Genomic DNA, 24,355 nt, shown 5'->3' on the forward strand with positions numbered 1-24,355 from the left:
TCGGCCCCGGCAACTGAGAATGCGGGACATGACGCAATCGCGGGAGCCCGACGATGGCGCGTGAGATCTCCCGCCAGGCGTTCCTGCGCGGGGCCGCCGGCGCGCTGGCCGCCGGCGCGGTCCTCGGCCCGGCCCGCGCGGCCGCGGCCCCCAATAACCCGTCCGGCTGGGACGGCCTTACCACCGCGATCGGCGGGAAGGTGGTGCTCCCGCAAGATCCCCAATTCGCCGGCGCCAAGCAGGTTTTCAACACCAACTACAACGGCTCGACGCCGGCGGCGATCGTTACCCCGACGTCGGCGGCGGACGTGCAAAAGGCGATGGCCTTCGCCGCCGCCAACAACCTCAAGGTCGCCCCGCGCAGCGGCGGGCACTCCTACATCGGCGCGTCGATTGCGAACGGCGCCATGGTGTTCGACCTGCGTCAGTTGCCCGGCGGAATCAACTACGACGCCTCCACCGGGCAGGTCACCGTGACGCCCGCGACCACTTTGTACGCGATCCATGAGGCCCTGGCCGCGGCCGGCCGGGGCATCCCGACGGGCACCTGCCCGTCGGTGGGCGCCGCGGGGCACGCCCTGGGCGGGGGACTGGGCGCCCAGTCGCGGCACGCGGGGCTGCTCTGCGACCAGCTGACGGCGGCGTCGGTGGTGCTGCCGGGCGGCCAGGCCGTCACCGCGTCCGCGGCCAGCAACCCCGACCTGTTCTGGGCGCTGCGCGGTGGCGGGGGCGGCAACTTCGGCGTGACCACCTCGCTGACCTTCGCCACGTTCCCCACCCGGGACGTCGACGTCGTGAACCTCAACTTCCCTCCGCAGGCGTTCGCGCAGGTCCTGCTCGGCTGGCAGAACTGGCTGCGCACCGCTGACCAAAGCATGTGGGCGCTGGCCGACAACACCGTCGACGGGTTCGGCACGCATCCCCGGATAATGGCGACCTGCCCGGCCGGATCGGGGAACAGCGTCGCGGCCGCGATCACCAAAGCCGTTGGGGTGCAACCGACCGGAACCGACAACCACACGTTCAACTACATGGACCTGGTGCGTTACCTGGCCGTGGGCAACCTCAACCCGGCGCCGCTGGGATACGTCGGCGGATCCGACGTCTTCACGGCGATGACGCCGGCTGCCGCACAGGGGATCGCCTCGGCGGTCGAAGCGTTTCCGCGTGGCGCCGGGCGCATGCTGGCGATCATGCACGCGCTCGACGGCGCGCTCGCCACCGTGGCTCCGGGGGCGACGGCCTTCCCGTGGCGCCGGCAGGCGTCCCTGGTGCAGTGGTACGTCGAAACGGGCGACCCGGCGGCGGCGACCAGCTGGCTCGCCACGGCACACCAAGCGGTGCAACCGTATTCGGTGGGCGGCTACGTGAACTACATCGAGGCCAACCAGCCGGCGTCGCGCTACTTCGGGCCTAATCTGTCCCGGCTGAGCGCGGTGCGCCAGAAGTACGATCCCGGCCGGGTCATGTTCTCGGGGCTGAATTTCTAGCCGACTGCTACGCGCCGCGGTAGCGGACGGGAACGCACCAGCGTCGGCCACCAGAACCACGGCCCGAGGATGCGCAGGATGCACGGCACGACGAACGACCGCACGATCAACGTGTCGAGCAGCAACCCGATACAGACGGTCGAACCCACCTGGCCGACGGTGCGCAGATCGCTGGTGAGCATCGCCAGCATGGTGAACGCGAAAACCAAACCGGCGGAAGTCACTACACCACCGGTGCTGCCGAGCGCGCGGATCAAACCGGTGTGGATCCCGGCGTGCAGCTCCTCCTTGACACGAAGGATCAACAACAGGTTGTAGTCCGAACCCACCGCCACCAGGATGATGAACGTCAGCGGTAACACCAGCCAGTGCAGCGGCAGGCCGATGAGGTGCTGCCAGACGAGGATGGAAAGCCCGAACGCCCCGGCATAGGAGAAGGCCACCGTGCCGGGGATGACGATCGCCGCCATCAGGCTTCTCGTCAGGAACAGCATGATCAAGAAGATCAGCACGAAGGCGGCGATCGCCACGATCAGGAGGTCCGACGCGGCGTACTGCTTGATGTCCTTGTTGGTCGAGCCGGAACCGCCGATGTAGACCTTCGCGCCGGCCAGCGAGGTCTCTTTGAGCGCAACGGTTATCGCGTTGGGGAACTGCTCGACATGCTGCACGCCTTCCGGCCCGTTGGCGTCGCCCTCGTGGGTGACGATGATCCGGGCGGCCTGGCCGTCCGGTGACATCAGCAGCTGCATGCCGGTCTTGACGTCCTCGTTGTCGAAACCCTCGTGCGGGATGTAGAAGAAGTCATCGCTGCGGGCCTGGTCGAAGTCGAGCCCCACATTGATCTGGTCATCGAACGTCTGATTGGTCTGTGTGGTCTGCAGAGCCGACTGGCCGTAGGTGCTGACCAAGAGGTTGGCCAAGGCCTCGGAGTCGTCCGCCGTCAGCTTCAGCTGCACGATGATCTGCGGCACGATCTTGTCCATCGCCTCGAGGGAGGTCTTGGCGTCGTTGATGTCGGCGGCCAAATGGTCGATGTTGTCGAGCGTGTCGAACAACGACCTGAACGCCCAGCACATGGGGATGTCGAAACAGTGCCGCTCCCAATAGAAGTAGCTCTTGAGAGGTCGGAAGAAGTCGTCGAAGTTCGAGATTTCCTGATTCATCTCGTCGGTGACCCGTTGCAGATCCTCGACGGTGAGAACCGTCTTGTGCAGCTCGTCCGACAGGTTCTGGAAATAGTCGATCTCTTTCCGCGTGACCTCGACGGTGTGCTGCGTGATCTGCGCCTGCTGGTTGGTATTGGCGTTCTGCTGCTGGTTGAACGGGAGCTGTTGGCCGCTTCCGCTGCCCTGCGTCGTGAACAGATAGGGAATCGTGGCGTGTTCCAAGGCTCGGCCCATCGGCCGGGTGATGCTTTGCACCATCGCGACGCCGGGCAGGCGTTCGAGGGCCTTGGCCGCGCGGTCCAATGAGATGAAGTCACCCGAGTTCCGCATGTCGTGATCCGTCTCGATCATCAGCATCTCGGAGAACAGCTTGCTCTTCGGGAAATGCCGATCGGCGGCCTGGAAGCCCAAATTGGCGGGCGCGTTGTGCGGCTGGTACTGACGGTCGTCGTAGTTCTGCCGGTACGTCGGCACGAAGATCGCCCCGAGCAGAACCGCGGCGGCACTGGCGAAGAGGATCGGCACCGGCCACCGGACCACGCTCGCCCCGATCCGCCGATACAGGTGCGCCTTGGCCTTGCTCCTCGGGTCGAAGAGCCCGAAAAGGCTGCCCAGGGCCAAGAAGGCGGGGCCGAGCGTCAGCGCCGCCGCGATGGTGAACAGCATGGAGATGGCGACGGCCGGGCCCATGGTGTGGAAGTAGTTGAGCCGTGCGAACGTCAGGCAGTAACACGCCCCAGCGATCGTCAGCCCCGAGCCGAGGATGACGGGGGTGACACTCTTGTACGCGGTGTAGAACGCGTCCTCCCGGCTCTCGCCGTCGTGTCGCGCCTCGTGATAGCGGCCCATCAGGAAGATTCCGTAGTCCGTCCCGGCTCCCAGGGTCAGCGCGACGACGATGTTCACGGCGAACGACGAGAGTTCGATATACCCGAGATGCCCGAGGGTTGCGATAACCCCCTTCGCGACCAGCATCTCGAACAGCACCCCGGCCAAAGGCACGAACAGGGTGACAATCGAGCGGTACACGAGCAACAACATCCCGATGATGAGGAAGATCGTCACGATCGTGATGTCGTTCAGGCTCGAATTCGCGATCGCCACCGTGTCCGAGGCCAGCGGGGCCGCGCCGCTGACGTAGACCTTGAGCCCGGGCGGCGGCGTGTCCTTCGCGACGATGTTCCGAACGGCGGCAACGGATTCGTTCGCCTGCATCTGGCCGATATCACCCGCGAGGCGCAGCAGCACGTATGCGCACTTGCCGTCGAGGCTCTGCGCCCCGGCCGCGGTGATCGGCTTACCCCAGAGATCCATGGCGTACTGCACGTGCTTGGGGTCGCCCTTGAACCGGTGCATCAAATCGTCGTAGTACTGATGATCCGCGTCGCCCAGCGGTCGGTTGGCCTCCAGCACGATCATCGCCAGGCTGGTCGAATTGGACTCGCGGAACTTCGCGCCGATCGACAGCAGCGCCCGCTGGGACGGCGCGTAGTGCGGGACCAGCGGCCCCGCGAGCTCCTCCGCGACCCGCTCCACCTGGGGCATGAAGGTGTTCGTCGACACGGCGAGCAGGCCCCAGAAGGCGATGATCGGGATCGCAAGGGCGCGAACCATTCTGGGGAGGAAGGGGCGCTTCGTCGGCTGGTCCGCGTGATGCTCGCTCATGCGGATTTCACCAGGCAATAGACGTGCGCATCCTGATTGGTGTCGGATTGCTCGGCGCGGACAACGCCATTCACCCTCAGTCGGCAGCCGACTTGGCCGCCATGAACCTGCGCCGAGATGCTGCCGGACACCACGGTCAGCGTCGTCGCCTCCGTGTGCGACCACGGCAAGGTCGTGAGATCAACCCGATGCGGATGCCCGTTGATGTCCACCCAGACGAGCATCCCGCCCTCCCCGACGGAGCCGAACAATTCGTACGTGAGCCGCTTGATGCTGAACTCCGGCGGTGCGGCCGGCTGATTGACGGTGATGACGGGCGGGGGCTCCGAGAACTGGTGCACCTTAAACATGGCCACCCCGCCCACACCGAGCGCGATGACGGCCACCAGCGGCAACCAGACCCGCGCCAAGACCCGCCTGCCCACCGGACGAGGGCTCATTCGATCACCTCTCGTAACTCGCTCGGGCCACCGTCTTCTCCCCCCGGCCCCACCCCTAGGCCAACTGCAGATAGTAGACGGTCATGTACCCAATTGACAGATGATCGTGAAAGAGTAGCGGCCTTGCGGCCGCAACGCGACCGCAGCGACCTGCGGGCACACCCACCGTGGGTGCTTCAGGACATCTTTTGCAGACGCCGCTTCAACCTCGCGCTGCGCAGGACTTGAGTCGTGAGATTTATGGACGCCAATATCGGAAACAACCCGAGAAACGTCCGCTCGGAGGGCGTCGCTCCGTGCAAGTGGTAGAGGCTGCCGAACACGTAAAAGCAGCCCAGCGAGAACAACGCACCCGGGATGGCCAGCGTCAGCAGCGAGCTGCGCGCGGCAAGCAGGTGCTTCGCATAATCCAGCTCGTCTTGCGACATGGATTCGCGCTTGCGCACTTTGCGCGTAACGGTTTTGGTGCTGCCGATTTCGTCGCTCAGCGGGGGAGGCGGCCGGTCCTGCAGCCGTTTGACGTGCACGGCCGCAATGGCGGCGAACACGAACGCGAACGCGAGCGCGAGCAGCGTCAGGAAACCGAACAGACCCGATGTCACCATCTCGTTCCTTCACTCCCGGCGGTCGAAGGCCGCTCCAGACGCTACGCCACCCGTCGGGCGCGCGACGGCTGATCAAAGATAGCCGACCGGTCGGCTAACATTGTCGCCATGCCCCGCCCACCGAACCCCGAGGTGCGTCGCCGCCTGCTCGCGGCGGGACAGGAACTCCTGCACAAGCACGGATTCGCCGCCAGCGGCGTCAAGGACATCACCGACGCGGCCGGCGTCCCGAAGGGGTCGTTCTACGCGTATTTCCCGAGCAAGGAGGCCTTTGCAGCGGCGATCCTCGAGCATCACTGGGCAGACGTCGAGGCGCGGCTGCTGCCGCTCCTGGAGGCGGACGGCCCGGCGCAGGAGCGGATCACGCGCTTCTTCCACGCGCTGGCCGACGAACACGAGGCCGGTGATTTCCTGCTCGGCTGCCTGGTCGGCAACCTGTCGCTCGAACTCAGTGGGACGAGCGAGCCGGTACGCAAGGAGCTCGTGAGCATCCTGGACCGCTGGGGTGCGGCCCTGGGCGAGTGCCTGCGTTCGGAGGTTCGGGGCGACCTGGAAGCGGGGGACCTCGCCTTTCGATTGATCGAGGCGTGGGAAGGCGCGGCGCTGCGCGGGAAAGTCACCCGCAGCCGCGTCCCGTACGACCGGTTCGAAGCGGTCACCGTTCCGGCGCTGCTGCACTGATCTATCGCTCTCGGGAATGCCGTCACCGCAGCGCCTGTTAATTAGACGACTGGTCATTTATAGTACGAGCCCAGGAGGCCGAGTGCCATGACGTCAGACCTGAAGCTAAGCAATCACCGATTCTCATTGAACGACGGCAGCGGTGCGATTCCGGCGCTCGGATTCGGGACGTCGCTTTCCGATCGCAACGAGACGCGCAACGCCGTCAAGGCCGCGGTCGAGATCGGCTTCCGCCACCTCGATGCGGCCGAGCGGTACCGCAACGAGGCGGAGGTCGGCGCGGCGCTCAGGGAGTTGTTCGCCGCCGGGACCGTCCGCCGAGACGAGCTCTTCGTCACCACCAAGCTGTGGAACAACAACCACCGGCCCGAACGGGTGAAGCCCGCGCTGCGGGCCAGCCTGGACAGGCTCGGCCTGGAGGCGGTCGACCTGTACCTGGTGCACACGCCGTTCGCGTTCCGGCCCGGCGACGACCAAGACCCCCGCGACCAGTACGGAGCCGTCGTCTACGACGACGGGGTCACGCTGGAGGAGACCTGGGCCGCGATGGAAGCCCTTGTGGACGACGGTCTTTCGCGGGCGATAGGCCTGTCGGACATCGATGCCGCGGGTGCCCGCAAGATCGTCGAAACCGCCCGGATCAAGCCGGCGGTCGTGGAGGTCGAGTCGCACCCGTATCACCCGCAATGGGAACTCCACGAGCTGTGCAAGGAGCACGGGATCGTCCTGCTGGCCTTCGCCTCGCTGGGTCACGCGCTGGAACCGCGGTTGCTCGACGACCCGCTCGTCGTCTCGATCGCTCAGCGGGTGGGAAAGACCCCGGCGCAAGTGCTTTTGGCGTGGGGCATCCAGCGCGGCTCGGCCGTGCTCACCTCGTCCGTCAAGCCGGCACGCATCGCCGAGAACTTCGATGTCGCCGCGCTTCCCGACAGCGCGATTCGGGAGATCAACGAAAGTCTCGAAACTCGGTACCGGTTCAATTCCGTTGTCGACGCCGGACAACCGGGCTTTGCCGAGGTGCCGCGATGACATCGAGCGTGGGATTCCACGCCGGCGAGTTGGCCGTCCAACGACAAGCCGGCGTCGAGGCCGAGGCCGCCCGGCTCGCCGCGATGGTCGGCCGCGGACAACTGCGGGCCGGCATGGCCGCGTTCCTGTCCGAGGCGCCGTTCGCGGCCATCGCCGCGCGGGACGGGTCGGGGCGGCTTTGGACCTCACCGCTATTGGGACCGCCCGGCTTTCTGGCGGCCGCCTCGCCGACCACGCTGCAGATCCGCACGGAGCTGCCGAGCGCGGACCCGCTGCACGGCCTGCCTACCGGGCAGCCGGCGGGTGTCATCGCCATGAACTTCCTGACCCGCAGGCGCGTTCGCATCAACGGTGTCCTCACCTCGACGGAGACCGGCGCGCTGACCATCGACGTGAACCAGGCCTACGGCAACTGCCCGCAATACATCCACCAGCGCCGAGTTGACGTCGATGGGCCGCGCGCCGACAACCGGGCTCGGCTGTACTCCGGAAAGGCGTTGCGACGGCAAGACATTCGGCTCATCGAGGCCGCCGACACATTCTTTCTGGGCACCACCCACGCCACCGCCGGCAGCGACGCCTCCCACCGCGGCGGCCCGCCCGGGTTCGTCCGCGTCGCCGACGGGCGCCTGTCGTGGCCCGACTATCCGGGCAACAACCTGTTCAACAGCTTCGGGAACCTCGCCGCCGATCCGTCGGCGGCCCTGCTGTTCGTCGACTTAGACACCGGCGTCACGCTGCAGCTCTCCGGCAGTGCGACCGTCCGCTGGGACGACCCGGATGCGGCCGACACCGGACGCCGCGTGCAATTCACTCCCGAGTGGGTAATCACCACGGCAATACCCGCCCTCGGTGAGACCACCCACCGAACCCCTAACGGAGAGCCGGAATTTAACAATTAGATTTGTAGCTATGGGACACAACGACCCGGACGACCCGCGGTCCCAGCTCGACGAGCTGACGGCGGCTCGCGATCAAATGGAAAAACTGGTCCGGGTCATCGTCGAGATCGGCTCCGACCTGGATCTCAATTCGACGTTGCATCGAATCGTCGACGGGGCGACGGAGCTGACCGACGCCCGGTTCGCGGCGCTGGGCATCCGGGCACCCGACGGCACCCTGGCCTCGTTCGTTCAGACCGGAATCGACGCAGACACGGCTCGGCGGCTCGGCGACCTGCCGGTGGGCGAGGGCCTGCGCGTCGATGACCTGAGCGCCTACCCCCAGGCCGCCGCGCTGCGGGCGCACGACCAGCAGCTGCAGGCGCTGCTCGGCATACCGATCACCGTGCGGGCGGCCGACTTCGGCAGCCTCTACCTGGCCGACGACCGGCCGGGCCGGGTATTCACCGATTCACACGAAGCCTCTGTCCGGGCGCTGGCCACGGCGGCGGCCGCGGCGATCGACAACGCGCGGCTGTTCGAGCGGGAACGCGAATCTTCGAAATGGACCAAGGCCAGCCGGGAGATCACGACCGCGCTGCTCTCCGGTGACCCGCAGATGGGGCCGTTGCAGCTCATCGTCAACCGGGCGCTGGAGTTGGCCGACGCCGAACAGGCGATCCTGCTGGTCCCGCGGGAGCCCGACCTGCCCGCCGATGAGGTCGACACGCTGGTCGTGGCCGCCACGGCCGGCCGGTACGCCTCGGAGGTGATTGGCCGGCAGGTCCCGATGGACGCCTCCACCACGGGCGGCGTCGCGCGTCGCGGGCTCCCGCTGATCACCGATTCCTTCCAGTACCCGATCGAGGGGTTCACCGATGTCGGTGAACGCTCGGCGATCGTCATCCCGCTGATCGCCGACGGCAGGGTGCTCGGGGTGATCGCCGTCGCGCGCCAGCCGCAGCAGCAGGCCTTCGGCAACGACTACCTCGAGCTCGTCAGCGACTTCGCCCGGCACGCCGCCATCGCCCTGGCGCTGGCGGCGGGCCGCGAACACGCGCTCAACCAGGAACTCGCCCAAGCGGACACCGTCGAGGACGCGGTGCACGCCGCGGCCGAGGAACTGCGCCGGCTGTGGCGGGCCCGCCGCGTCCTCGCCGTCACCTTCCCGAACCACGGGTCCGCCACGGAAACCGCGTCTGGCGAACCGTCGGTGGAATCGGTCGGCGAGCCCGCGCGATGGGCCGACCTGCCCTCGGAGACCCGGCAGATGCTCAGCTCGCTGCGCGACGGCGACCTGCTGAGCCCCAACGCGGCCGAGCCCGGCACGGCGGGGATCGCGCTACAGCACCCCGAGGGGGTGCTCGTCGTGCGGATCGACCTGACCGAGCGGCGGCCGTTCACCCTCGAGGACCAGACGCTGCTGACGGTGCTGGCGGGCCGCCTCGGCCAGGGCCTGCAACGCGTGCACCAGGTCGACCAGCAGCGCGAAACGGCCCTCGCGCTCCAACACGCGATCCTCGGCCCCGCCGACCTCCCGCACGGGTTCGCGGTCCGCTATGAGGCCGCCAGCCGCCCCTTGCAGGTGGGCGGCGACTGGTACGACGTCTTCGACCTGGACGACGGGCGGATCGCGCTGATCGTCGGCGACTGTGTCGGCCATGGCCTGGCCGCCGCCACCGTGATGGGGCAGGTGCGCAGCGCCTGCCGCGCGCTGCTGTTCGAGAACCCCAACCCCAGCGCCGCCCTGGCGGGCCTGGACCGCTTCGCGGCGCGACTGCCCGGCGCCCAATGCGCCACCGCCGTGTGCGCGGTGCTCGACCCCGACACCGGCGAACTGGTCTACTCCAGTGCGGGGCACCCGCCGCCCGTCCTGGTCGACGCCGACGGCACCACCCAAATGCTCGACGACGGCCACACCATCGCGCTGGGAGTGCGAGGCGACTGGCCGCGCCCCGAGGCGCGCGTGACCATCCCACCGCGCGCGACGTTGCTGCTCTATACCGACGGGCTGGTCGAACGTCGCCGTCGCCTGCTGCAGCAAGGCATTTCGGCCGCCACCGAGCTCGTGCGGGAGGGCCGTGATGCCACGCTAGAGGATCTGGCCAACCAGATCATGTCCGGCCTAGCGCCGAAGGACGGCTATCAGGATGACGTTGTGCTGCTGCTCTACCGCCATCCCGCCCCGCTGGAGTTGGAGTTTCCCGCCGACGTCAGCCAGCTCGCCCCGACGCGTACCGCACTGCGCCGGTGGCTGACCCGGGCCAGGCTAGACGCGGACCAGACGATGAACGTGCTCGTCGCCGCCGGCGAGGCCGTCGCCAACGCCATCGAGCACGGTCACCGCAACAGCCCGGGGGGCACGATCAGCCTGGGCGCCACCATCTTGGTCGACCAGGTGCAGCTGACCATCACCGACACCGGCTCCTGGAAAGCTCCGCAGCCGGCCGCCGAAACGAATCGCGGCCGCGGCATCGCGTTGATGCGCGGGCTCATGCAGGATGTCACCATCAACCCCGAGGCGGCCGGAACCACGGTTCACTTATGCGCGAGGATCACCTGATGCCGACGTCGCTCACCCTCGACACCGCGCGCCGCAACGACGGGCAGCTGGTGCTGACCGCAGTGGGGGAGATCGACCTCAGCAACGTCGACGCGTTCAACCAAGCGCTCAGCAGCGCTACCGCCGACGCCGACGGCAACGGTGGCATGGTCACCGTCGACCTCAGCGCGGTCGAATACCTGGACAGCGCCGCCATCAGCGCCCTGTTCGCCCGGGCCGCCCACATCGACGTCATCGCCCACCCCTTGGTGATGCCCGTCCTCACCGTGAGCGGCATCACCGAACTCGTCACCGTCGAACCCGCGCAGCCGGCAGCCGAACGCTGACGCGATGCTTCGCGGAAAGTCGGTACTCGTAACGGGTTCCACGTCCGGCATCGGCCTTGGCGTCGCGCGCGCCTTCGCCGCCGAGGGCGCGAACGTGACCCTCAACGGTTTCGGTGACCCGGCGGTCATTGAGCGGCAGCGGCGCGACATCGAGGAGACGTTCCGCGTGACCGCGACCTATTCCGCGGCCGATGTGACGAAGCCGGAGGAGATCGCCGAAATGGTCGCCGGCGCCGAAAAGGCTTTCGGTGCAGTCGATGTCCTCGTCAACAACGCGGGCATCCAGTACGTGGCGAAGGTGGAGGAGTTCCCGGTCGAGAAGTGGGACGCCGTCCTCGCGACGAATTTGTCGGCGGCCTTCCACACGTGTCGGTGCGCGCTACCCGGGATGAAAAGCCTTGGCTGGGGCCGGATCATCAACATCGCGTCGGCGCACGGCCTGGTCGCCAGCGCCGAGAAGGCGGCTTATGTCGCGGCCAAGCACGGGCTCGTCGGACTGACCAAGGTGGTGGCCATCGAGACCGCCGACCACGGCATCACGTGCAACGCGATCTGTCCCGGGTGGGTGATGACGCCCCTGATCGCCCAGCAGATCCAAGCTCGCGCCGATGCGGCGGGCAAGACGTTCGAAGAGACCAAGCCGGAATTCGTCGGCGAAAAGCAGCCGATGGCGCGCTACACCCAACCGGAGGACATCGGCGCGCTCGCGGTGTTCCTGGCCGGCGATGCGGCGGCCACGATCACCGGCGCCAGTTATTCGATTGACGGCGGTTGGACCGCGCAATAGGCGAAATACGCGACGGCACCGAGCATTTCGGTGCCGGCCGCCGCCGGAGGCGCTACCCGCAGTTGAGGCTATTCGGCCGCTGTCATTGCTGAAAAGCGGGGTTTTCATAGGCATTTCGGAAATATCCGATTACGATTCTATTGCTCCGGTCAACGGGCGACCGTCGCGGTGCATCGGCGGGAGGCGCATATGTCATATCTGGTGACGGCTCCAGAGCAACTGCAGTCTGCGGCCGAAGGTTTGTCCGGTATCCGCACGTTGCTGTCCGGGTCGGCCGCGTCGGCTGCGGCGCCTACGACGGCGGTGGCCGCCGCGGCCCAGGACGAGGTATCGGCTTTGGTCGCAACGCTATTCAGCGATTTCGGGCAGGACTTTCAAGCCATCAGCGCCCAGGCCAACGCGTTTCACGAGGAGTTCGTCGGCTTGGTCAGCGCGGGCGCCGGCGCCTACCTCGGCACCGAGGCGGCCAACGCCGCGGCCGCCGCCGACCTGAATTTCTCGTCGTTCCTCGGCGGCAGCGCGAGCCTGAACCTCAACGGCGGCGTGGTGACCCTGCCGCCGGTCCTCGGTGGCGGCGTGTTCAGCGTGCCGTCGCTCATCACCGGGGGTGTGCTGGAGCTGCCGCCGGTCCTGGGCGGTGCGGAATTGATCCTGCCGCCGATCTCGACCGTCGGGTCCTCGATCGCGACCGCCTTGAGCCCGATCGTCAACGGCGGCGTGGTGGCCCTGCCCGCGTTCCTGGGTGGTGGCGAGCTGACCGTGCCGTCGATCCTCACCGGCGGCCTGCTCGACCTGCCCGAAACGCTCGGTGGTGGCGTGCTGGGATTGCCGTCGATTATCACCGGTGGGCTGCTGAGCCTGCCCTCCAGCCTGGGCGGCGGCGTGTTCACCGTGCCCCCGATCAGCAGCGTGTTGACCCCGATCCTCGACGGTGGCGCGGTGACCCTGCCGACGTTCCTGGGCGGTGGGGAGTTGACCGTGCCGTCGATCCTCACGGGTGGGGTGCTGAGCCTGCCCCCGATCGCCGGCGGCGGAGACGTGAGCATCCCGTCGATCTTGACGGGCGGCGTGCTGAGCCTGCCCACGAGTGTCGGCGGCGGCGACGTCGGGATCCCCTCGATCATCACCGGCGGCACGCTCACCCTGCCCCCGAGCCTCGGCGGCGGTCAGCTGACGGTGCCCCCGATCCTCACCGGTAGCCTGCTGGGCCTCCTCGGCGGCTGAGCGCAATCCCGAAGGCGCCGTTGATCACTCGGACGGCGTGGGCGTCATCGACCCGATGAAGTACGTCTCGTGACCGGTCGGGTAGCCGCCGCCGTTGGTGGCGATGTGAACATGGTCGTAGTGGTTCAGCGTTTCGTTGCCGAGGTTTGACATCCAGCTCGGCGCGCCGACGCCCGGGTAGATCTTCTGCCGCCAGATCACGTGGTTGATTCCCCATCGTTTCGCGTTCGCCAGGGCGTACCCGGCGATTTCGTTGCCGAGCTGGATGCCTTCCGGGCTCGCGTGGTTGGGGATCATCACGTCGATCGCGAGCCCGTTAGGGTGCCACGGCAGGGGATCCTCGCGATAGCCGCCGATGGTGGTGATCTCCGGGAACAGCACGCTGATGGCGCGGGCCGCCCAGATGGTCTTCACCTGCAACCGCTGCTCCGACGCGACGCCGGGAGACAACGGGAACAGGAATTGCTGGGCGGCGGCGGGCGCGCCGGCGGCCAGCTTTTCCACCTCCGCGGGACTGGCGACCTGCGGCCCCGGACCGGCCGGCGGCGGCGCGGCGACCGGGCCGGGGGCGGCCGCGGCGATCGGCGGCACGGACGGCGCGACCGCCTGGGCCGCGGCCGGATTGCCGGGCGGCTTGGCGCCCTGGGCGTAGATGGGCTTGGTGCCCTGGGCATAAATGATGGCGGCCGAGACCACCAGCGAGGCCGCCAACGCCAGCCAGCGGCTCCGGCCGATGGCTAATACGCCTTTGCGCACGAACAGCAGCTTAGCGCCGCCCGGGGCGCGCGTGGCAATCTTTTTCGAAGAATCAGGGTGCGGAGATCTTTCGCGACGTTGTTAGCCGTGGCGCCTTTCGGCTTCACTTCGAATCAATCCGGCCGACAGGCTCTTTGCGCCGCCACAGGTAGATGCCGAGCGCGAGGATCAGCACGAACGGTATGTCGGTGAGGAACTTGCTCCAGTAGTGATCCATCTCGGTGGCCGCCTGGGCGGCCATCAATAACCCGTGAACGAGATTGGCCCACATGGTGAAGCTTAGAAACGACGCATAGCCGTGCGGGTCGCCGGCGGCGCGCAGCAAGAAGATGCCCCACACGATGTAGATCACCAGCAGCATCGGGGGAACGTGCAAATGTTCGCTGCCGCAACGCAGGTCGTTCCAGATCGTCCAGTTCAACGCGCCGCCGTGCTCGGCCAGCACCGGCGACTGCGCGACGAAGCCCACGAACAGCGGCACGAAGATCGCCAGCGTCAGCACACCGTAGACACGCAGAAACACCCGGAAACCCCTCGGGCCTCGCGGCGGGGCTTGTTTGTCGATTCCGGTCGCGCTCATTTTTGTCGTCCTTTCCTTTACGCCGTCACCGGCAAGTCGAAACGGCCCAGCGACGCGACGTCCATGAACGCCACGACGTGGGAGATGCCCTGTGCGGCAACGGTGAGCACGTGCAACGAGTGCAGCCGCCGCCCGCCGGCCGGACCGGTGTACAACGCCGCCGCCGGCTGCCCGTTGGCCGAAGTCCGGATGACCGACGCCCCGCCCAACATGCTCATCCGTCCGCCGAGGAACCCCCCGACGTCGCGCGCACCCCGAAACCAGGTGAGAAATGGCGGCATTTCGTACATCGCGTCCTCGGTCAGCACCGCCATGAGCCCGGCCACGTCGGCGCTTTCGAACGCCGCCACGTACCGGTCGAGCAGCTCGCGTTGCCGGGCCTCCGACGGCTCGAGCACGCTGTCGTGGTCGGCCGGCAGCCGCGAGCGCGCCCGCTGCAGCGCGCTGTTGACCGCCGCGACGCTGAGCTCCAGCACGGCCGCGACCTCGGCCGCGCTCAGGCTCAGAACGTCGCGCAAGATAAGCACCGCCCGCTGACGGGGCGTAAGGGCCTGCAACGCGGCGACAAACGCCAACCGCATCGTGTGACGCCCGGCAACCACCGCGGCGGGATCCGCCAGGGAGCCGGTCAGCACCGAATCGGGTGCCGGCTGCAACCAGGCCAGCTCCGCCGAGCCGGGCTGCACGCCGGCGAAGGCATCCATCGCCGGACCGGTGAGGTCCGACGGCAGCGGGCGGCGGTTGTGTCGCTCGATCCCCTTGAGGAAGGCGCGGGTGGCGATGCGATACAGCCACGTGCGCAGCGACGAGCGTCCCTCGAAACGGTCATAGGCGCGCCACGCCTCCAGGTACACGTCCTGCACGATCTCCTCGGCGTCGTCCAGCGAGCCGAGCATTCGGTAGCCGTAGGCGATCAGCTCGCGCCGGAACGGCTCGGCCAGCCGCCCGAACTCCTCGGTGGTGTCAGTGGTGGTGGGCATGGCCGTCCGATGCTCCGTAGGTGTCGTGCCACGGCCACTCGTTGATGTAGCGCTGGCGGCCCAGCGGTGTCAGGTCCAGGAAGCGGTAGGTGCTGAGCATGACGTCGGCGCCCACCCCGTAAGCCGAATAGCTGTGGAAGACCGCGCCGTCGTCCTGGACGAAAACGCTGATGCCCTGGCCGTCGGCGCCGTCGGCGGCCGCGTAGTCCAGTCCCTCCCGCAACAACGTGGCCTTGTCCTTGTAGTTGTATTCGACCGGCGCGATCGACTCGTCGCTGGTGACGTGGAAGTCGTAATTGAAGTCGCTGCCGTGCGATGAGTAGAACGGCAGCCGCCAGCCCATCCGCGCCCTGAACCGGCTGAGCCGCGGGTACGGAGCCCGCGACACCAGCGCCAGCGTGGTGTCCGCGCCTTCGTTGAGGTGGAGCGGGTCGGGCATGTTGTCGACGGCAAACGAACAACTCGGGCAGCCGTCGTCGATGTCGTGCAGCCACATGAAGTGGTAGACGATCAGCTGGCGGCGGCCGTCGAACAGGTCGATCAGCCGTGGGCGGCCGGCGGGGCCCTCGAAGACGTAGTCCTTGTCGACGGGCACCGCGGGCAAGCCGCGGCGTTTCTCGGCCAGGGCGGCCAGCTGCCGGCTCGCGGCCTTCTCGTCGGCCAACAGTTCCAGCCGCGCGGCAAGCCACTCCTGCCGGGGAGCGATGCGCGAAATCTTCATCGGGGTCTGCCTCCATTCACCACATACTGAGGATCGGCCGGGCCGAAACTCATCGCTTCCTGCCGAAGTAGGCGCCGATCAGCACGGCGCGGCTGATCACCGGCGATGTCGCCAGGCGCTTGTCCAGCTCGCGGTGGAACTCCCGGTCGGCGCCGCAACCCGCGAACGGGTCCGCGGTGCCGTCGAACACGGCGACATGCAGGAAACCCGTTCCGTCCTCGAACTGGAACGCCTGGTAGTCCAGCCCGCCGGGATCGCGGGCCCTGAGCTCGTCGACGACCCGCTCGATCAACGCCCGGTTGTGCGCGGCCGAGTTTGCGCTGGTGTGGTACTGCACCACGGCGGCTCTGCGCATTCCGGTCCCGCTAGGCATCCCGGTGGGCCTCCTGCGCTACCCCGAATGCGATTCGGTGCTGGCCGATGAACGCTTCCAACGACTGCGGCGGGAAGCCGCCAATCGTTTCGACGACGTCGGTCACCGCGTCGAAGACGCCGCGCTGGTGACTCTCGGCCACCCGCGAGAGGTGCTCGATCAAATACGGCGTCATGACGTCGACCTGCACCAGCGCCTGCCTCCAGGCCTCGCCCGGGATGTTGACGTATTCGACGGGCCGGCCCAGCACCCGGCTGAAGACGCCGGCCTGTTCCGTCATCGTCAGCGACGCCGGCCCGGTGGGCACGTACGTCTTGCCGCGGTGCGCGGCCGGATCGGTGAGGATGCCGACGATCACGCGCGCGAGGTCGTCGCCCCCGATCGGGGCGTGGGCCCCGTCGCCGTACGGAAGATAAATCTTGCCCTCGGCGCGAACGGTCGGCGCCGCGACGTTGAAGAGATTCTCCAGAAAGAAGGGGGGCCGCAGGTGCGTGACACCGATCCCCGACCGGTCCAGCACTCGCTCGGCCACCCAATGCGCGCGAGCCGCGGGACTGCGATGATCCGGGCCCGCCGTGATCTGGGACATGTTCACCACCGATTGCAGGCCCGCCTTCGCGCCGGCCACGGCGAAGGTCGCGGTGGCCTCCAGCAGTCCTTCGGCCAGCGGATACGTGAAGTACGCGCGCTGGACCCCGTCCAGTGCCGCGCGCACGTCGCGATAGTCGCGGAGATCGCCGACGGCGATCTCGGCGCCGAGCTCCCTAAGTTGGTCCGCCCGCTCATCGGAGCGACGAACGAGCGCGCGGACTGGCAGCCCGCGTGCGAGCAGTTGTCGTGCCGTGTAATTGCCCGTGGCTCCATGGCTTCCACCCGCACCCGCAATCAGGTAGCGCGTGGGCGTCTCCTGCGCCATCTCCGTGTCCTTTCGTAGGCAAACAACCTGAACGCCTATACAGAGGCGGCGTGTCGCTGAAATTCATCGGCTGCTGTCATTTACGGTGCGCAGGTTTCGTCGTACGAGACCAACCTCGGGGACGGAAGCCGTCATGCCCAGCACTTGACGGCTAGGGTATGACCGCCGTGCGGTGCTGGTGTGGCTCCAGGGACCTGAGCTGGACGCTGTGGAGAAGGAGTGTCGTGCTGTCGAGAATCGCCAGTCTCGCCATCGCCGCGCCGCGACGCGTCATCGCCGTGGCCGTCTTCGTCATGATCGCCACCGCGATCTTCGGCATCCCGGTGAGCAAGACCCTGCTGCCCGGCGGGTGGTTCGATCCCGGCTCCGAGTCGTCGCGGGCGTCGGCATTGCTCTCGCAGAAGTTCGGCCAGGGCGACCTGGTCATGCTGATCACCGTGACCGCCGACGGCGACGCGCGGGGCCCCCGGGCCACGGCGGTCGGCACCGATCTCGTTCGGCGGCTACAGAATTCGCCCCACGTTGGGCAGGTGCAATCCGCGTGGACCGCGCCGCCGGCCGCGGCGCCCGCGTTCGTCAGCAAGGACGGCAAGACCGGCCTGATCGTGGCCGCGATCTCCGGCGGCGAGGCCAACGCCCAGAAGAACGCCGAACGCCTTTCGCGCGAACTCGCCCACGACCGCGACGGCGTCACCGTGCGCTTCGGCGGCGAGGCGACCGCCACCTGGGAGGTGGACGAGCAGACCCGGGACGACCTCTTGGTCATGGAATCGCTGGCGCTGCCGCTGAGTTTTGTGGTGCTGGTCTGGATCTTCGGGGGCTTGTTCGCGGCGGCGCTGCCGGTGGCCGTCGGCGGGTTCGCGATCCTCGGTGCGATGGCGTCGTTGCGCGCGGTCTCGCTGTTCGCCAACGTGTCGATCTTCGCGCTGAACCTGACCGTCGCGATGGGCGCCGCGCTGGCCATCGACTACACGCTGCTGATCTTGAGCCGCTTTCGGGATGAGTTGGCGGACGGCCAAACTCGCGACGCGGCGCTGATCCGCACGATGGCGACGGCCGGCCGCACGGTGTTGTTCTCGGCGATGACGGTGGCGCTGTCGATGGCCACGATGGTGCTGTTCCCGCAATACTTCCTGAAATCGTTCGCCTACGCGGGGGTCGCGGTGGTCGCGTTCGCGGTGACCGCCGCGGTCGTCGTGACGCCGGCGGCCATCGCGCTGCTGGGTGAGCGGCTCGATTCCCTGGACGCGCGCCGGCTCGCGCGCCGGATCCTGCGGCGGCCCGCGCCCGAGCCGGCTCCGGTCGAGCGGCGCATCTGGTATCGCTGGACCAGGTGCGTCACCCGCCACGCGGCGCCGATCGTGATCGCCATCGTCGCGCTGCTGTTGCTGCTCGGCTCGCCCTTCCGCGACGTGCGGTGGGGCGTCGTCGACGACCGGGTCCTGCCCACCTCGGCGTCGGCGCGTCAAGTCGGCGACCAGTTGCGCGCCGGCTTCCCGGGCAGCGGTGTCCCCGACGTCACCGTCGTGCTCCCGAATGCGGCCGGACTCGGCCCGGCCGACCTCGACGCCTACGCCGCCGGGCTGTCGCGGGTGCCGGACGTGTCGTCGGTGTCCGCGCCGGGCGGCACGTTCGTCGGCGGCCGGCCGGTCGGACCGCCGACGGGACCGTGCGCCGTCACGGACGGCGCCGCCTTCATGACCGTTGGCACGACGGCGCCGCTGTATTCCGCCGCCTCCAATACGCAGCTGGACCGGCTGCACGCCGTCGCGACCCCCTCGGGCCGGCCGGTGCAGCTCGCGGGCGCCGCGCAGAGCAATCGCGACACCGTGCACGCGATCACGACGCACCTGCCGCTGGTGCTCACCGTCATCGCCGTGATCACGCTGGTGCTGGTCTTCCTGCTGACCGGGAGCGCGGTGCTGCCCTTCGAGGCGCTCGTGACGAACACCCTGTCGCTGGCCGCGGCATTCGGCGCGGTGGTGTGGGTGTTTCAGCAGGGGCACCTGGGCGGGCTCGGCACCGCGGCGACCGGCACGATCGGAGTCGACCTGCCGGTGTTGTTGTTCTGCATAAGTTTTGGGCTCTCGATGGACTACGAGGTCTTCCTGATCGCGCGGATCCGCGAGTATTGGCTCGCCTCACACCGGGGCTGGGGCGCGAACGACCGGAGCATCGCGCTCGGCGTGGCCCACACCGGCCGGGTGATCACCGCCGCGGCGTTGATCATGGCGATCTCTTTCGTGGCGTTGATGGCCGCGCAGGTGTCGCTCATGCGGCTGTTCGGGTTCGGGCTCACGGTCGCGGTGCTGGTCGACGCGACGCTGGTGCGGATGCTGTTGGTGCCGGCGGTCATGCACGTGCTGGGCCGGGCCAACTGGTGGGCGCCCGAATGGCTGGCCCGGCTGCACGATCGCGTCGGGTTCAGCGAGAGCGGGGCGGAAACCGAAAAAACCGATTGGCGGGCCACGAGCCGCCGGATGTTGTTCGGCGTGCAGAGCGGGCCGCGGCGGGGCGAGCCCGTCTGATCAAACGGCGATGGCCTCGTCGACCGCCGGCGCGGAGAGCGGGCGGCGGCCGGTCAGCAGGAGCAGCGCCAGCTCCTGCGCCGCGTACCGCTCGACGAGCAGCGGGACATACTCGCGCACCGGCCTGCCCTCGAACCGGGCATGGACGCCCCGCACGACCGCGGTCACTGTTTCGGCTGGGATGGTCGAATACTTGCTGGTCAACCGATCGGCCGCCTGGGCGATGATCGTCTGTTCACTCAACTCGATCACCGCGCCAGGTTCGCATGCGCTTCACATCGAAGTCAAACACCGTTAACGACGCGTCCGCGGGCCCTTGGCGCGGCATAGCTGAGTATCGTGTACTATACCGAGCATGGCGGAAAAACTCCCGGCGAAGCTGGCCGACCACCCCACGGTGAAGAAGGTGAGCGCTCGCCAGAAGCGGCGCCCCGGCGTGCTCGACGCCGACTGGCTGCGCGAGCTGTGCCTGGCCGCCGGCGCCGACGACGTCGCGTTCGCCGCAGTGGACAACCCGGATCTCGCGTCGGAGGTCGAGCATGTCCAGGCCGCGCTGCCGGGAGCCAGGAGCTACATCTCGCTGGTGGTCAAGATGAACCGCGACAACGTGCGCTCGACGGCCCGCAGCGTCGCGAACCAGGAGTTCCACCGCAGTGGCGAAGTGCTCAACGAGGCGGCCCACCGCATCGTGCGCCGGCTGCAGGACGCCGGCTACCGGGCCCTGAACCCGTCGGCGACGTTCCCGATGGAGATGGACAACTTCCCCGGCCGCATCTGGGTGGTGGCGCACAAGCCAGTCGCCGTCGCCGCGGGCCTGGGCGTTATGGGCATCCACCGCAACGTGATTCACCCTAGGTTCGGCAACTTCATCCTGCTCGGCACGATCTTGGTGGACGCGCCGATCAGCGGCTACGGCGCGCCGCTGGACTACAGCCCGTGCCTGGAGTGCAAGTTGTGCGTGGCGGCGTGCCCGGTCGGCGCGATCGGCAAGGACGGCGATTTCGACTTCGTCTCCTGCTCGGTGCACAACTACCGCGAGTTCATGGGTGGGTTCACCGACTGGGTGCAGACGATCGCGGACAGCGCGGACGCGGACGACTTCCGTTCGCGGGTCACCGATTCGGAGAACGCGTCGATGTGGCAGAGCCTGTCGTTCAAGCCCAACTACAAGGCCGCCTACTGCCTGGCGGTGTGCCCGGCGGGGGAGGAGGTCATCGAGCCCTACCTCGAGAACCGCAAGGGTTTCATGGACTTGGTGCTGAAACCGCTTCAGGACAAGAAGGAAACCCTGTACGTGCTGCCGAACTCGCGAGCGAAGGCGCACGCCGAACGCCGCTATCCGCACAAGCCGGTGAAGGTCGTCGACAGCGGTATCCGGGGCCGCTAGGGATCGGCCGCCCGCAAGCCGCTCGGCTACAGCATATTTCGCGCGCGGCCGGCGCGTTTGGCTCAACGTGACTTTTATGCCGGGTCCCCGCCGCGGGCCGAGCGCGCGGTCCGCCGGGCCGGCGACCGTCGCCGCGGCCGTCGCCGGCCGAGCCGGCTCGAGCTCGACGCGACGGGCGCGACCTCGGGTTTTGCTCGTGCGATGCCGCGTTGCTGGGCCCGTCGATCCGCGAGGACGTTACGCCCGGGTAAAACCGCGCTCGGTGTCGCGCGACGCCGCCTCGCATCACCCTCGTCGCGCCGGTTGAGTCGCGTTGCTGACGGTGCGCCGATGCGGACGGGCGCTGTTAGGCTTCGCGCCATGCTCGTGCCAGCCCTTGTTTGCTCCCCGCGCGTGCAGTGTTGTCGCTGACTCGTAAGCCCGTGCGCGGACTGGGAGTTGGTAAGGGCCGTTGATGTTCTAGCGCCTTCCGCGGCCACGGGACCCCAGGTAACCCAAGTCCCGCACTGGAAGGCCACCAATTGTTCAGCGACATCCGGATCTCACCGCACGGGCGGCTCGCCCGCGGCCTGGCGGCGCTGACCCTTCTGGTCGGCACGATCACGGCATGCGGCGGCGGCGCCAGCGACGTCGCGGGCGGCACCGGCCCGGCCAAGGCGAACACGAAGATCACACTGGTCGCCTATTCGGTCCCGGAACCGGGCTGGAGCAAGGTGATTCCGGCGTTCAACGCCTCGCAGGAGGGTCGGGGAGTCCAGGTCATCACGTCCTACGGAGCCTCCGCCGACCAGTCCCGGGGTGTCGTCGAAGGCAAGCCGGCGGACATCGTGAACTTCTCGGTCGAGCCGGACATCACCCGACTGGTCAAGGCCGGCAAGATCTCCGGCGACTGGGACAAGGGCCCCAGCAGCGGGATCCCCTTCGGGTCGGTGGTGACACTGGTTGTGCGCAAAGGCAATCCGAAGAACATCCGCGATTGGGACGACCTGCTGCGCCCCGGCATCGAGGTCGTCACGCCCAGCCCACTGAGTTCGGGGTCGGCCAAGTGGAACCTGCTGGCCCCGTACGCGGTCAAGAGCGGCGGCGGGCGCGACACCAACGCCGGCGTCGATTTCATCAGCAAGTTGGTGCACGAGCACGTCAAATTGCGTCCCAGTTCCGGGCGTCTGGCCACCGGTGTCTTCATCGAAGGCAGCGGTGACGTGTTGATCAGCTACGAGAACGAGGCCATCGCCATTGAGCGGCAAGGCAAATCGGTCGAACACGTCAACCCGACGCAGACCTTCAAGATCGAGAACCCGGTGGCGGTGGTGAGCACCAGCGCGCACCTGGATGCGGCGACCGCGTTCAAGAATTTCCAGTACACCGCCGAGGCGCAGAAGCTATGGGCCCAGGCCGGTTTCCGGCCGATCGACCCGGCCGTGGCCGACAAGTTCCGCGACCAGTACCCGGTGCCGGTGAAGCTGTGGACGATCGCCGACCTCGGCGGCTGGGGCAAAGTGGACGCGCAACTCTTCGACCGGAGCGGCGGCAGCATCACCAAGGTCTATCTGGAGGCAACCGGATGACCGCCGCCGTTCTCTCCCAACCGGAACCCGCCCAGTCCGGCACTGAGGTTCCCGAGCCCCGTCCCGCGCGTGCGGCCGGCCCGCCGGGCGGGGCGTCCCTTCAGATCGGGGTGGCGACGCTCTGGCTCTCCCTGATCGTGCTGCTGCCGCTGGCCGCCATCGCGTGGCAGGCCGTCGGCGGGGGCTGGCAGGCCTTCTGGCTGGCGGTCACCTCTCATGCCGCGCTGGAGTCGTTCAAGGTGACCCTGACGGTTTCGGTCGTGGTCACCATCATCAACCTGGTGTTCGGGCTGGCGACGGCCTGGGTGCTGGTGCGCGACGACTTCATCGGCAAAGGAGTGCTCGACGCGATCATCGACCTTCCGTTCGCGTTGCCGACCATCGTCACCAGCCTGGTAATGCTCGCCCTCTACGGCAAGAACAGCCCGGTCGGCATTCATCTGCAGCACACGCCCCCCGGGGTGGCGGTGGCGCTGATCTTCGTGACGCTCCCGATGGTGGTGCGGGCAATCCAGCCGGTGCTGCTGGAAATCGACCGCGAGGCCGAAGAGGCGGCCGCGTCGCTGGGCGCCACCGGGCCGAAGGTATTCACCTCGGTCGTGTTGCCGTCGCTGACCCCGGCCCTGTTATCCGGTGCGGGCCTGGCATTCTCGCGTTGCATCGGCGAGTTCGGCTCGGTGGTGACGATCGGCGGCCAGGTGCCCGGCAGGACCGAAGTGTCCTCCCAGTGGATACGCGCCTTGATCGAGAACGACGACCGCACCGGCGCCGCCGCGATATCCATTGTGTTGCTGTCGATTTCGTTCAGCGTGCTTCTCCTGCTGCGGGTCGCGGGCGGCCGGCGGGCCAAACGCGAGGAGAGGGCGGCATGACGCCGGCGCGCTACGCCCTGCGCTCGGTGGTGCTGGCCTACCTCGGGGTGGTGCTGGTCGCTCCGGTGGCCATCATTCTGTGGCGCACCTTCCGCCCCGGTTTCGCCCAGTTCTACACGTGGATCAGCACCCCGGCGGCGATATCGGCGCTGCACCTGTCGCTTTTGGTGGTCGCCATCGTGGTGCCGCTCAACGTCATATTCGGTGTCGTGGTTTCACTCCTGTTGGCGCGCAGCAGATTCCGCGGCAGGGGAGTACTGCAGACGATCGTGGACCTGCCGTTCGCGGTTTCGCCGATCATCGTCGGGGTGGCGCTGATCGTGCTCTGGGGCTCGGCCGGCGCACTGGGCTTCGTCGAAAAAGACCTCGGCATTCCGGTGATCTTCAGTACTCCCGGCATCGTGCTGGCCAGCATCTTCGTCACCCTGCCGTTCGTGGTGCGCGAGGTCCAACCGGTGCTGCAGGAAGTGGGGACGGAGCAGGAGCAGGCGGCCGCGACACTGGGTTCCGGCTGGTGGCAGACGTTTTGGCGGATCACGCTGCCGTCCATCCGGTGGGGACTGACCTACGGCATCCTGTTGACCACCGCGCGCACCCTCGGCGAATTCGGCGGGGTCATCATGGTCTCCTCCAATCTCCCCGGTGAATCGCAGACCCTCACGCTGCTGGTGAACGACCGCTACAACCGCGGGGCCGAATACGGCGCCTACGCACTGTCGACGCTGATGATGGGCGTCGCCGTCGCGTTTCTGATCGTCAAGGCCGTTCTGCTCATTCGACGGGCACGGGCTCGGGCCCAAGCATGACAAGGAGA

23 protein-coding genes are annotated in these 24,355 nt (G+C 67.9%); 13 read left to right on the forward strand and 10 right to left on the reverse strand.

The genetic code is table 11. The features are described from left to right. Window positions 1-53 precede the first annotated feature (53 nt). Window positions 54-1,490, forward strand: a complete 1,437-nt coding sequence (locus AC5Y7V_RS27175) for an FAD-binding oxidoreductase (protein ID WP_499883142.1) — start codon at window positions 54-56, stop codon at window positions 1,488-1,490. On the opposite strand, the gene AC5Y7V_RS27180 is transcribed toward AC5Y7V_RS27175, so the two are convergent. From AC5Y7V_RS27180 to AC5Y7V_RS27190, 3 genes are all read right to left on the reverse strand, one after another. Beyond that, a complete protein-coding gene (locus AC5Y7V_RS27180) occupies window positions 1,487-4,324 on the reverse strand; it encodes an MMPL/RND family transporter (RefSeq protein ID WP_499883143.1) in 2,838 nt (945 codons plus the stop codon). The two genes, AC5Y7V_RS27175 and AC5Y7V_RS27180, sit on opposite strands and share 4 nt — an antisense overlap. Continuing rightward, a complete protein-coding gene (locus AC5Y7V_RS27185; protein ID WP_499883144.1) occupies window positions 4,321-4,764 on the reverse strand; it encodes an MmpS family transport accessory protein in 444 nt (147 codons plus the stop codon). The genes AC5Y7V_RS27180 and AC5Y7V_RS27185 overlap by 4 nt, the downstream gene beginning before the upstream one ends. A 176-nt stretch (window positions 4,765-4,940) precedes the next feature. Then, a complete protein-coding gene (locus tag AC5Y7V_RS27190) occupies window positions 4,941-5,366 on the reverse strand; it encodes a hypothetical protein (protein ID WP_499883145.1) in 426 nt (141 codons plus the stop codon). A 111-nt stretch (window positions 5,367-5,477) separates the two neighbouring features. Here AC5Y7V_RS27190 and AC5Y7V_RS27195 point away from each other — a divergent pair, with 111 nt between their 5' ends. The 7 genes from AC5Y7V_RS27195 (at window position 5,478) to AC5Y7V_RS27225 (ending at window position 12,860) form a co-directional block, all read left to right on the forward strand. Further along, window positions 5,478-6,050 (forward strand): TetR/AcrR family transcriptional regulator, encoded by a 573-nt coding sequence (locus tag AC5Y7V_RS27195; protein ID WP_499883146.1) that lies wholly within the window; start codon window positions 5,478-5,480, stop codon window positions 6,048-6,050. An 87-nt stretch (window positions 6,051-6,137) separates the two neighbouring features. After that, on the forward strand, window positions 6,138-7,079 hold the full coding sequence (locus AC5Y7V_RS27200; protein ID WP_499883147.1) for an aldo/keto reductase: 942 nt from the start codon (window positions 6,138-6,140) through the stop codon (window positions 7,077-7,079). Further along, entirely contained in the window at window positions 7,076-7,981 is a 906-nt protein-coding gene (locus AC5Y7V_RS27205) for a pyridoxamine 5'-phosphate oxidase family protein (RefSeq protein ID WP_499883148.1), read from the forward strand. Before AC5Y7V_RS27200 ends, AC5Y7V_RS27205 begins: the two co-directional genes overlap by 4 nt. A 10-nt stretch (window positions 7,982-7,991) precedes the next feature. Further along, on the forward strand, window positions 7,992-10,523 hold the full coding sequence (locus AC5Y7V_RS27210; protein ID WP_499883149.1) for a SpoIIE family protein phosphatase: 2,532 nt from the start codon (window positions 7,992-7,994) through the stop codon (window positions 10,521-10,523). Continuing rightward, the gene (locus tag AC5Y7V_RS27215) at window positions 10,523-10,849 is read left to right on the forward strand and encodes an STAS domain-containing protein (RefSeq protein ID WP_499883150.1); all 327 of its coding nucleotides are present in this window, start codon (window positions 10,523-10,525) and stop codon (window positions 10,847-10,849) included. The genes AC5Y7V_RS27210 and AC5Y7V_RS27215 overlap by 1 nt, the downstream gene beginning before the upstream one ends. 4 nt (window positions 10,850-10,853) lie before the next feature. Next, window positions 10,854-11,636 carry a 3-hydroxybutyrate dehydrogenase gene (locus tag AC5Y7V_RS27220; protein WP_499883151.1) on the forward strand — a complete coding sequence of 261 codons (783 nt, stop codon included), beginning with the start codon at window positions 10,854-10,856 and terminating at the stop codon, window positions 11,634-11,636. Between the two features lie 189 nt (window positions 11,637-11,825). Further along, on the forward strand, window positions 11,826-12,860 hold the full coding sequence (locus AC5Y7V_RS27225) for a PE family protein (RefSeq protein ID WP_499883152.1): 1,035 nt from the start codon (window positions 11,826-11,828) through the stop codon (window positions 12,858-12,860). 24 nt (window positions 12,861-12,884) lie between these two features. On the opposite strand, the gene AC5Y7V_RS27230 is transcribed toward AC5Y7V_RS27225, so the two are convergent. From AC5Y7V_RS27230 to AC5Y7V_RS27255, 6 genes are all read right to left on the reverse strand, one after another. Next, entirely contained in the window at window positions 12,885-13,655 is a 771-nt protein-coding gene (locus AC5Y7V_RS27230; protein ID WP_499883168.1) for a VldE C-terminal domain-containing protein, read from the reverse strand. A 64-nt stretch (window positions 13,656-13,719) separates the two neighbouring features. Next, complete coding sequence (locus AC5Y7V_RS27235) at window positions 13,720-14,196, reverse strand: DUF6632 domain-containing protein (RefSeq protein WP_499883153.1); 477 nt, start codon at window positions 14,194-14,196, stop codon at window positions 13,720-13,722. Window positions 14,197-14,213: 17 nt separating this feature from the next. Further along, window positions 14,214-15,176: an RNA polymerase subunit sigma-70 gene (locus AC5Y7V_RS27240; protein WP_499883154.1), complete on the reverse strand. Its 963-nt coding sequence runs from the start codon at window positions 15,174-15,176 to the stop codon at window positions 14,214-14,216. Continuing rightward, a complete protein-coding gene (locus tag AC5Y7V_RS27245) occupies window positions 15,160-15,897 on the reverse strand; it encodes a DUF899 domain-containing protein (protein ID WP_499883155.1) in 738 nt (245 codons plus the stop codon). Before AC5Y7V_RS27245 ends, AC5Y7V_RS27240 begins: the two co-directional genes overlap by 17 nt. A 49-nt stretch (window positions 15,898-15,946) precedes the next feature. Then, window positions 15,947-16,252, reverse strand: coding sequence for a hypothetical protein (locus AC5Y7V_RS27250; RefSeq protein ID WP_499883156.1), 306 nt, complete (start codon window positions 16,250-16,252; stop codon window positions 15,947-15,949). A 10-nt stretch (window positions 16,253-16,262) separates the two neighbouring features. Then, entirely contained in the window at window positions 16,263-17,186 is a 924-nt protein-coding gene (locus AC5Y7V_RS27255) for an NmrA family NAD(P)-binding protein (RefSeq protein WP_499883157.1), read from the reverse strand. A gap of 224 nt (window positions 17,187-17,410) precedes the next feature. On the opposite strand from AC5Y7V_RS27255, the gene AC5Y7V_RS27260 reads away from it, so the two are divergent. Continuing rightward, complete coding sequence (locus tag AC5Y7V_RS27260) at window positions 17,411-19,714, forward strand: MMPL family transporter (protein WP_499883158.1); 2,304 nt, start codon at window positions 17,411-17,413, stop codon at window positions 19,712-19,714. Here the strand turns inward: AC5Y7V_RS27260 and AC5Y7V_RS27265 are convergent, their stop codons facing one another. Beyond that, the gene (locus tag AC5Y7V_RS27265; protein WP_499883159.1) at window positions 19,715-19,966 is read right to left on the reverse strand and encodes a three-helix bundle dimerization domain-containing protein; all 252 of its coding nucleotides are present in this window, start codon (window positions 19,964-19,966) and stop codon (window positions 19,715-19,717) included. It abuts the gene before it with no gap. Window positions 19,967-20,069: 103 nt separating this feature from the next. On the opposite strand from AC5Y7V_RS27265, the gene AC5Y7V_RS27270 reads away from it, so the two are divergent. The 4 genes from AC5Y7V_RS27270 to cysW all read left to right on the forward strand — a co-directional run bounded on the left by AC5Y7V_RS27270 (window position 20,070) and on the right by cysW (window position 24,347). After that, complete coding sequence (locus tag AC5Y7V_RS27270) at window positions 20,070-21,101, forward strand: epoxyqueuosine reductase (protein ID WP_499883160.1); 1,032 nt, start codon at window positions 20,070-20,072, stop codon at window positions 21,099-21,101. Window positions 21,102-21,670: 569 nt separating this feature from the next. After that, complete coding sequence (locus AC5Y7V_RS27275; RefSeq protein ID WP_499883169.1) at window positions 21,671-22,669, forward strand: sulfate ABC transporter substrate-binding protein; 999 nt, start codon at window positions 21,671-21,673, stop codon at window positions 22,667-22,669. Next, complete coding sequence (gene cysT, locus AC5Y7V_RS27280; RefSeq protein WP_499883161.1) at window positions 22,666-23,541, forward strand: sulfate ABC transporter permease subunit CysT; 876 nt, start codon at window positions 22,666-22,668, stop codon at window positions 23,539-23,541. The genes AC5Y7V_RS27275 and cysT overlap by 4 nt, the downstream gene beginning before the upstream one ends. Continuing rightward, window positions 23,538-24,347: a sulfate ABC transporter permease subunit CysW gene (cysW, locus tag AC5Y7V_RS27285; protein ID WP_499883162.1), complete on the forward strand. Its 810-nt coding sequence runs from the start codon at window positions 23,538-23,540 to the stop codon at window positions 24,345-24,347. The genes cysT and cysW overlap by 4 nt, the downstream gene beginning before the upstream one ends. Window positions 24,348-24,355 lie beyond the last annotated feature (8 nt).

The sequence above is a fragment of the Mycobacterium sp. NGS34 genome, from assembly GCF_059812845.1.

Coding starts and splice junctions, on each gene's coding strand:
- AC5Y7V_RS27175 (WP_499883142.1), top strand. CDS start 54: ATGGCGCGTGAGATCTCCCGCCAGGCGTTCCTGCGCGGGGCCGCCGGC.
- AC5Y7V_RS27180 (WP_499883143.1), bottom strand. CDS start 4,324: ATGAGCGAGCATCACGCGGACCAGCCGACGAAGCGCCCCTTCCTCCCC.
- AC5Y7V_RS27185 (WP_499883144.1), bottom strand. CDS start 4,764: ATGAGCCCTCGTCCGGTGGGCAGGCGGGTCTTGGCGCGGGTCTGGTTG.
- AC5Y7V_RS27195 (WP_499883146.1), top strand. CDS start 5,478: ATGCCCCGCCCACCGAACCCCGAGGTGCGTCGCCGCCTGCTCGCGGCG.
- AC5Y7V_RS27200 (WP_499883147.1), top strand. CDS start 6,138: ATGACGTCAGACCTGAAGCTAAGCAATCACCGATTCTCATTGAACGAC.
- AC5Y7V_RS27205 (WP_499883148.1), top strand. CDS start 7,076: ATGACATCGAGCGTGGGATTCCACGCCGGCGAGTTGGCCGTCCAACGA.
- AC5Y7V_RS27210 (WP_499883149.1), top strand. CDS start 7,992: ATGGGACACAACGACCCGGACGACCCGCGGTCCCAGCTCGACGAGCTG.
- AC5Y7V_RS27215 (WP_499883150.1), top strand. CDS start 10,523: ATGCCGACGTCGCTCACCCTCGACACCGCGCGCCGCAACGACGGGCAG.
- AC5Y7V_RS27220 (WP_499883151.1), top strand. CDS start 10,854: ATGCTTCGCGGAAAGTCGGTACTCGTAACGGGTTCCACGTCCGGCATC.
- AC5Y7V_RS27225 (WP_499883152.1), top strand. CDS start 11,826: ATGTCATATCTGGTGACGGCTCCAGAGCAACTGCAGTCTGCGGCCGAA.
- AC5Y7V_RS27235 (WP_499883153.1), bottom strand. CDS start 14,196: ATGAGCGCGACCGGAATCGACAAACAAGCCCCGCCGCGAGGCCCGAGG.
- AC5Y7V_RS27240 (WP_499883154.1), bottom strand. CDS start 15,176: ATGCCCACCACCACTGACACCACCGAGGAGTTCGGGCGGCTGGCCGAG.
- AC5Y7V_RS27245 (WP_499883155.1), bottom strand. CDS start 15,897: ATGAAGATTTCGCGCATCGCTCCCCGGCAGGAGTGGCTTGCCGCGCGG.
- AC5Y7V_RS27250 (WP_499883156.1), bottom strand. CDS start 16,252: ATGCGCAGAGCCGCCGTGGTGCAGTACCACACCAGCGCAAACTCGGCC.
- AC5Y7V_RS27255 (WP_499883157.1), bottom strand. CDS start 17,186: ATGGCGCAGGAGACGCCCACGCGCTACCTGATTGCGGGTGCGGGTGGA.
- AC5Y7V_RS27270 (WP_499883160.1), top strand. CDS start 20,070: ATGGCGGAAAAACTCCCGGCGAAGCTGGCCGACCACCCCACGGTGAAG.
- cysT (WP_499883161.1), top strand. CDS start 22,666: ATGACCGCCGCCGTTCTCTCCCAACCGGAACCCGCCCAGTCCGGCACT.
- cysW (WP_499883162.1), top strand. CDS start 23,538: ATGACGCCGGCGCGCTACGCCCTGCGCTCGGTGGTGCTGGCCTACCTC.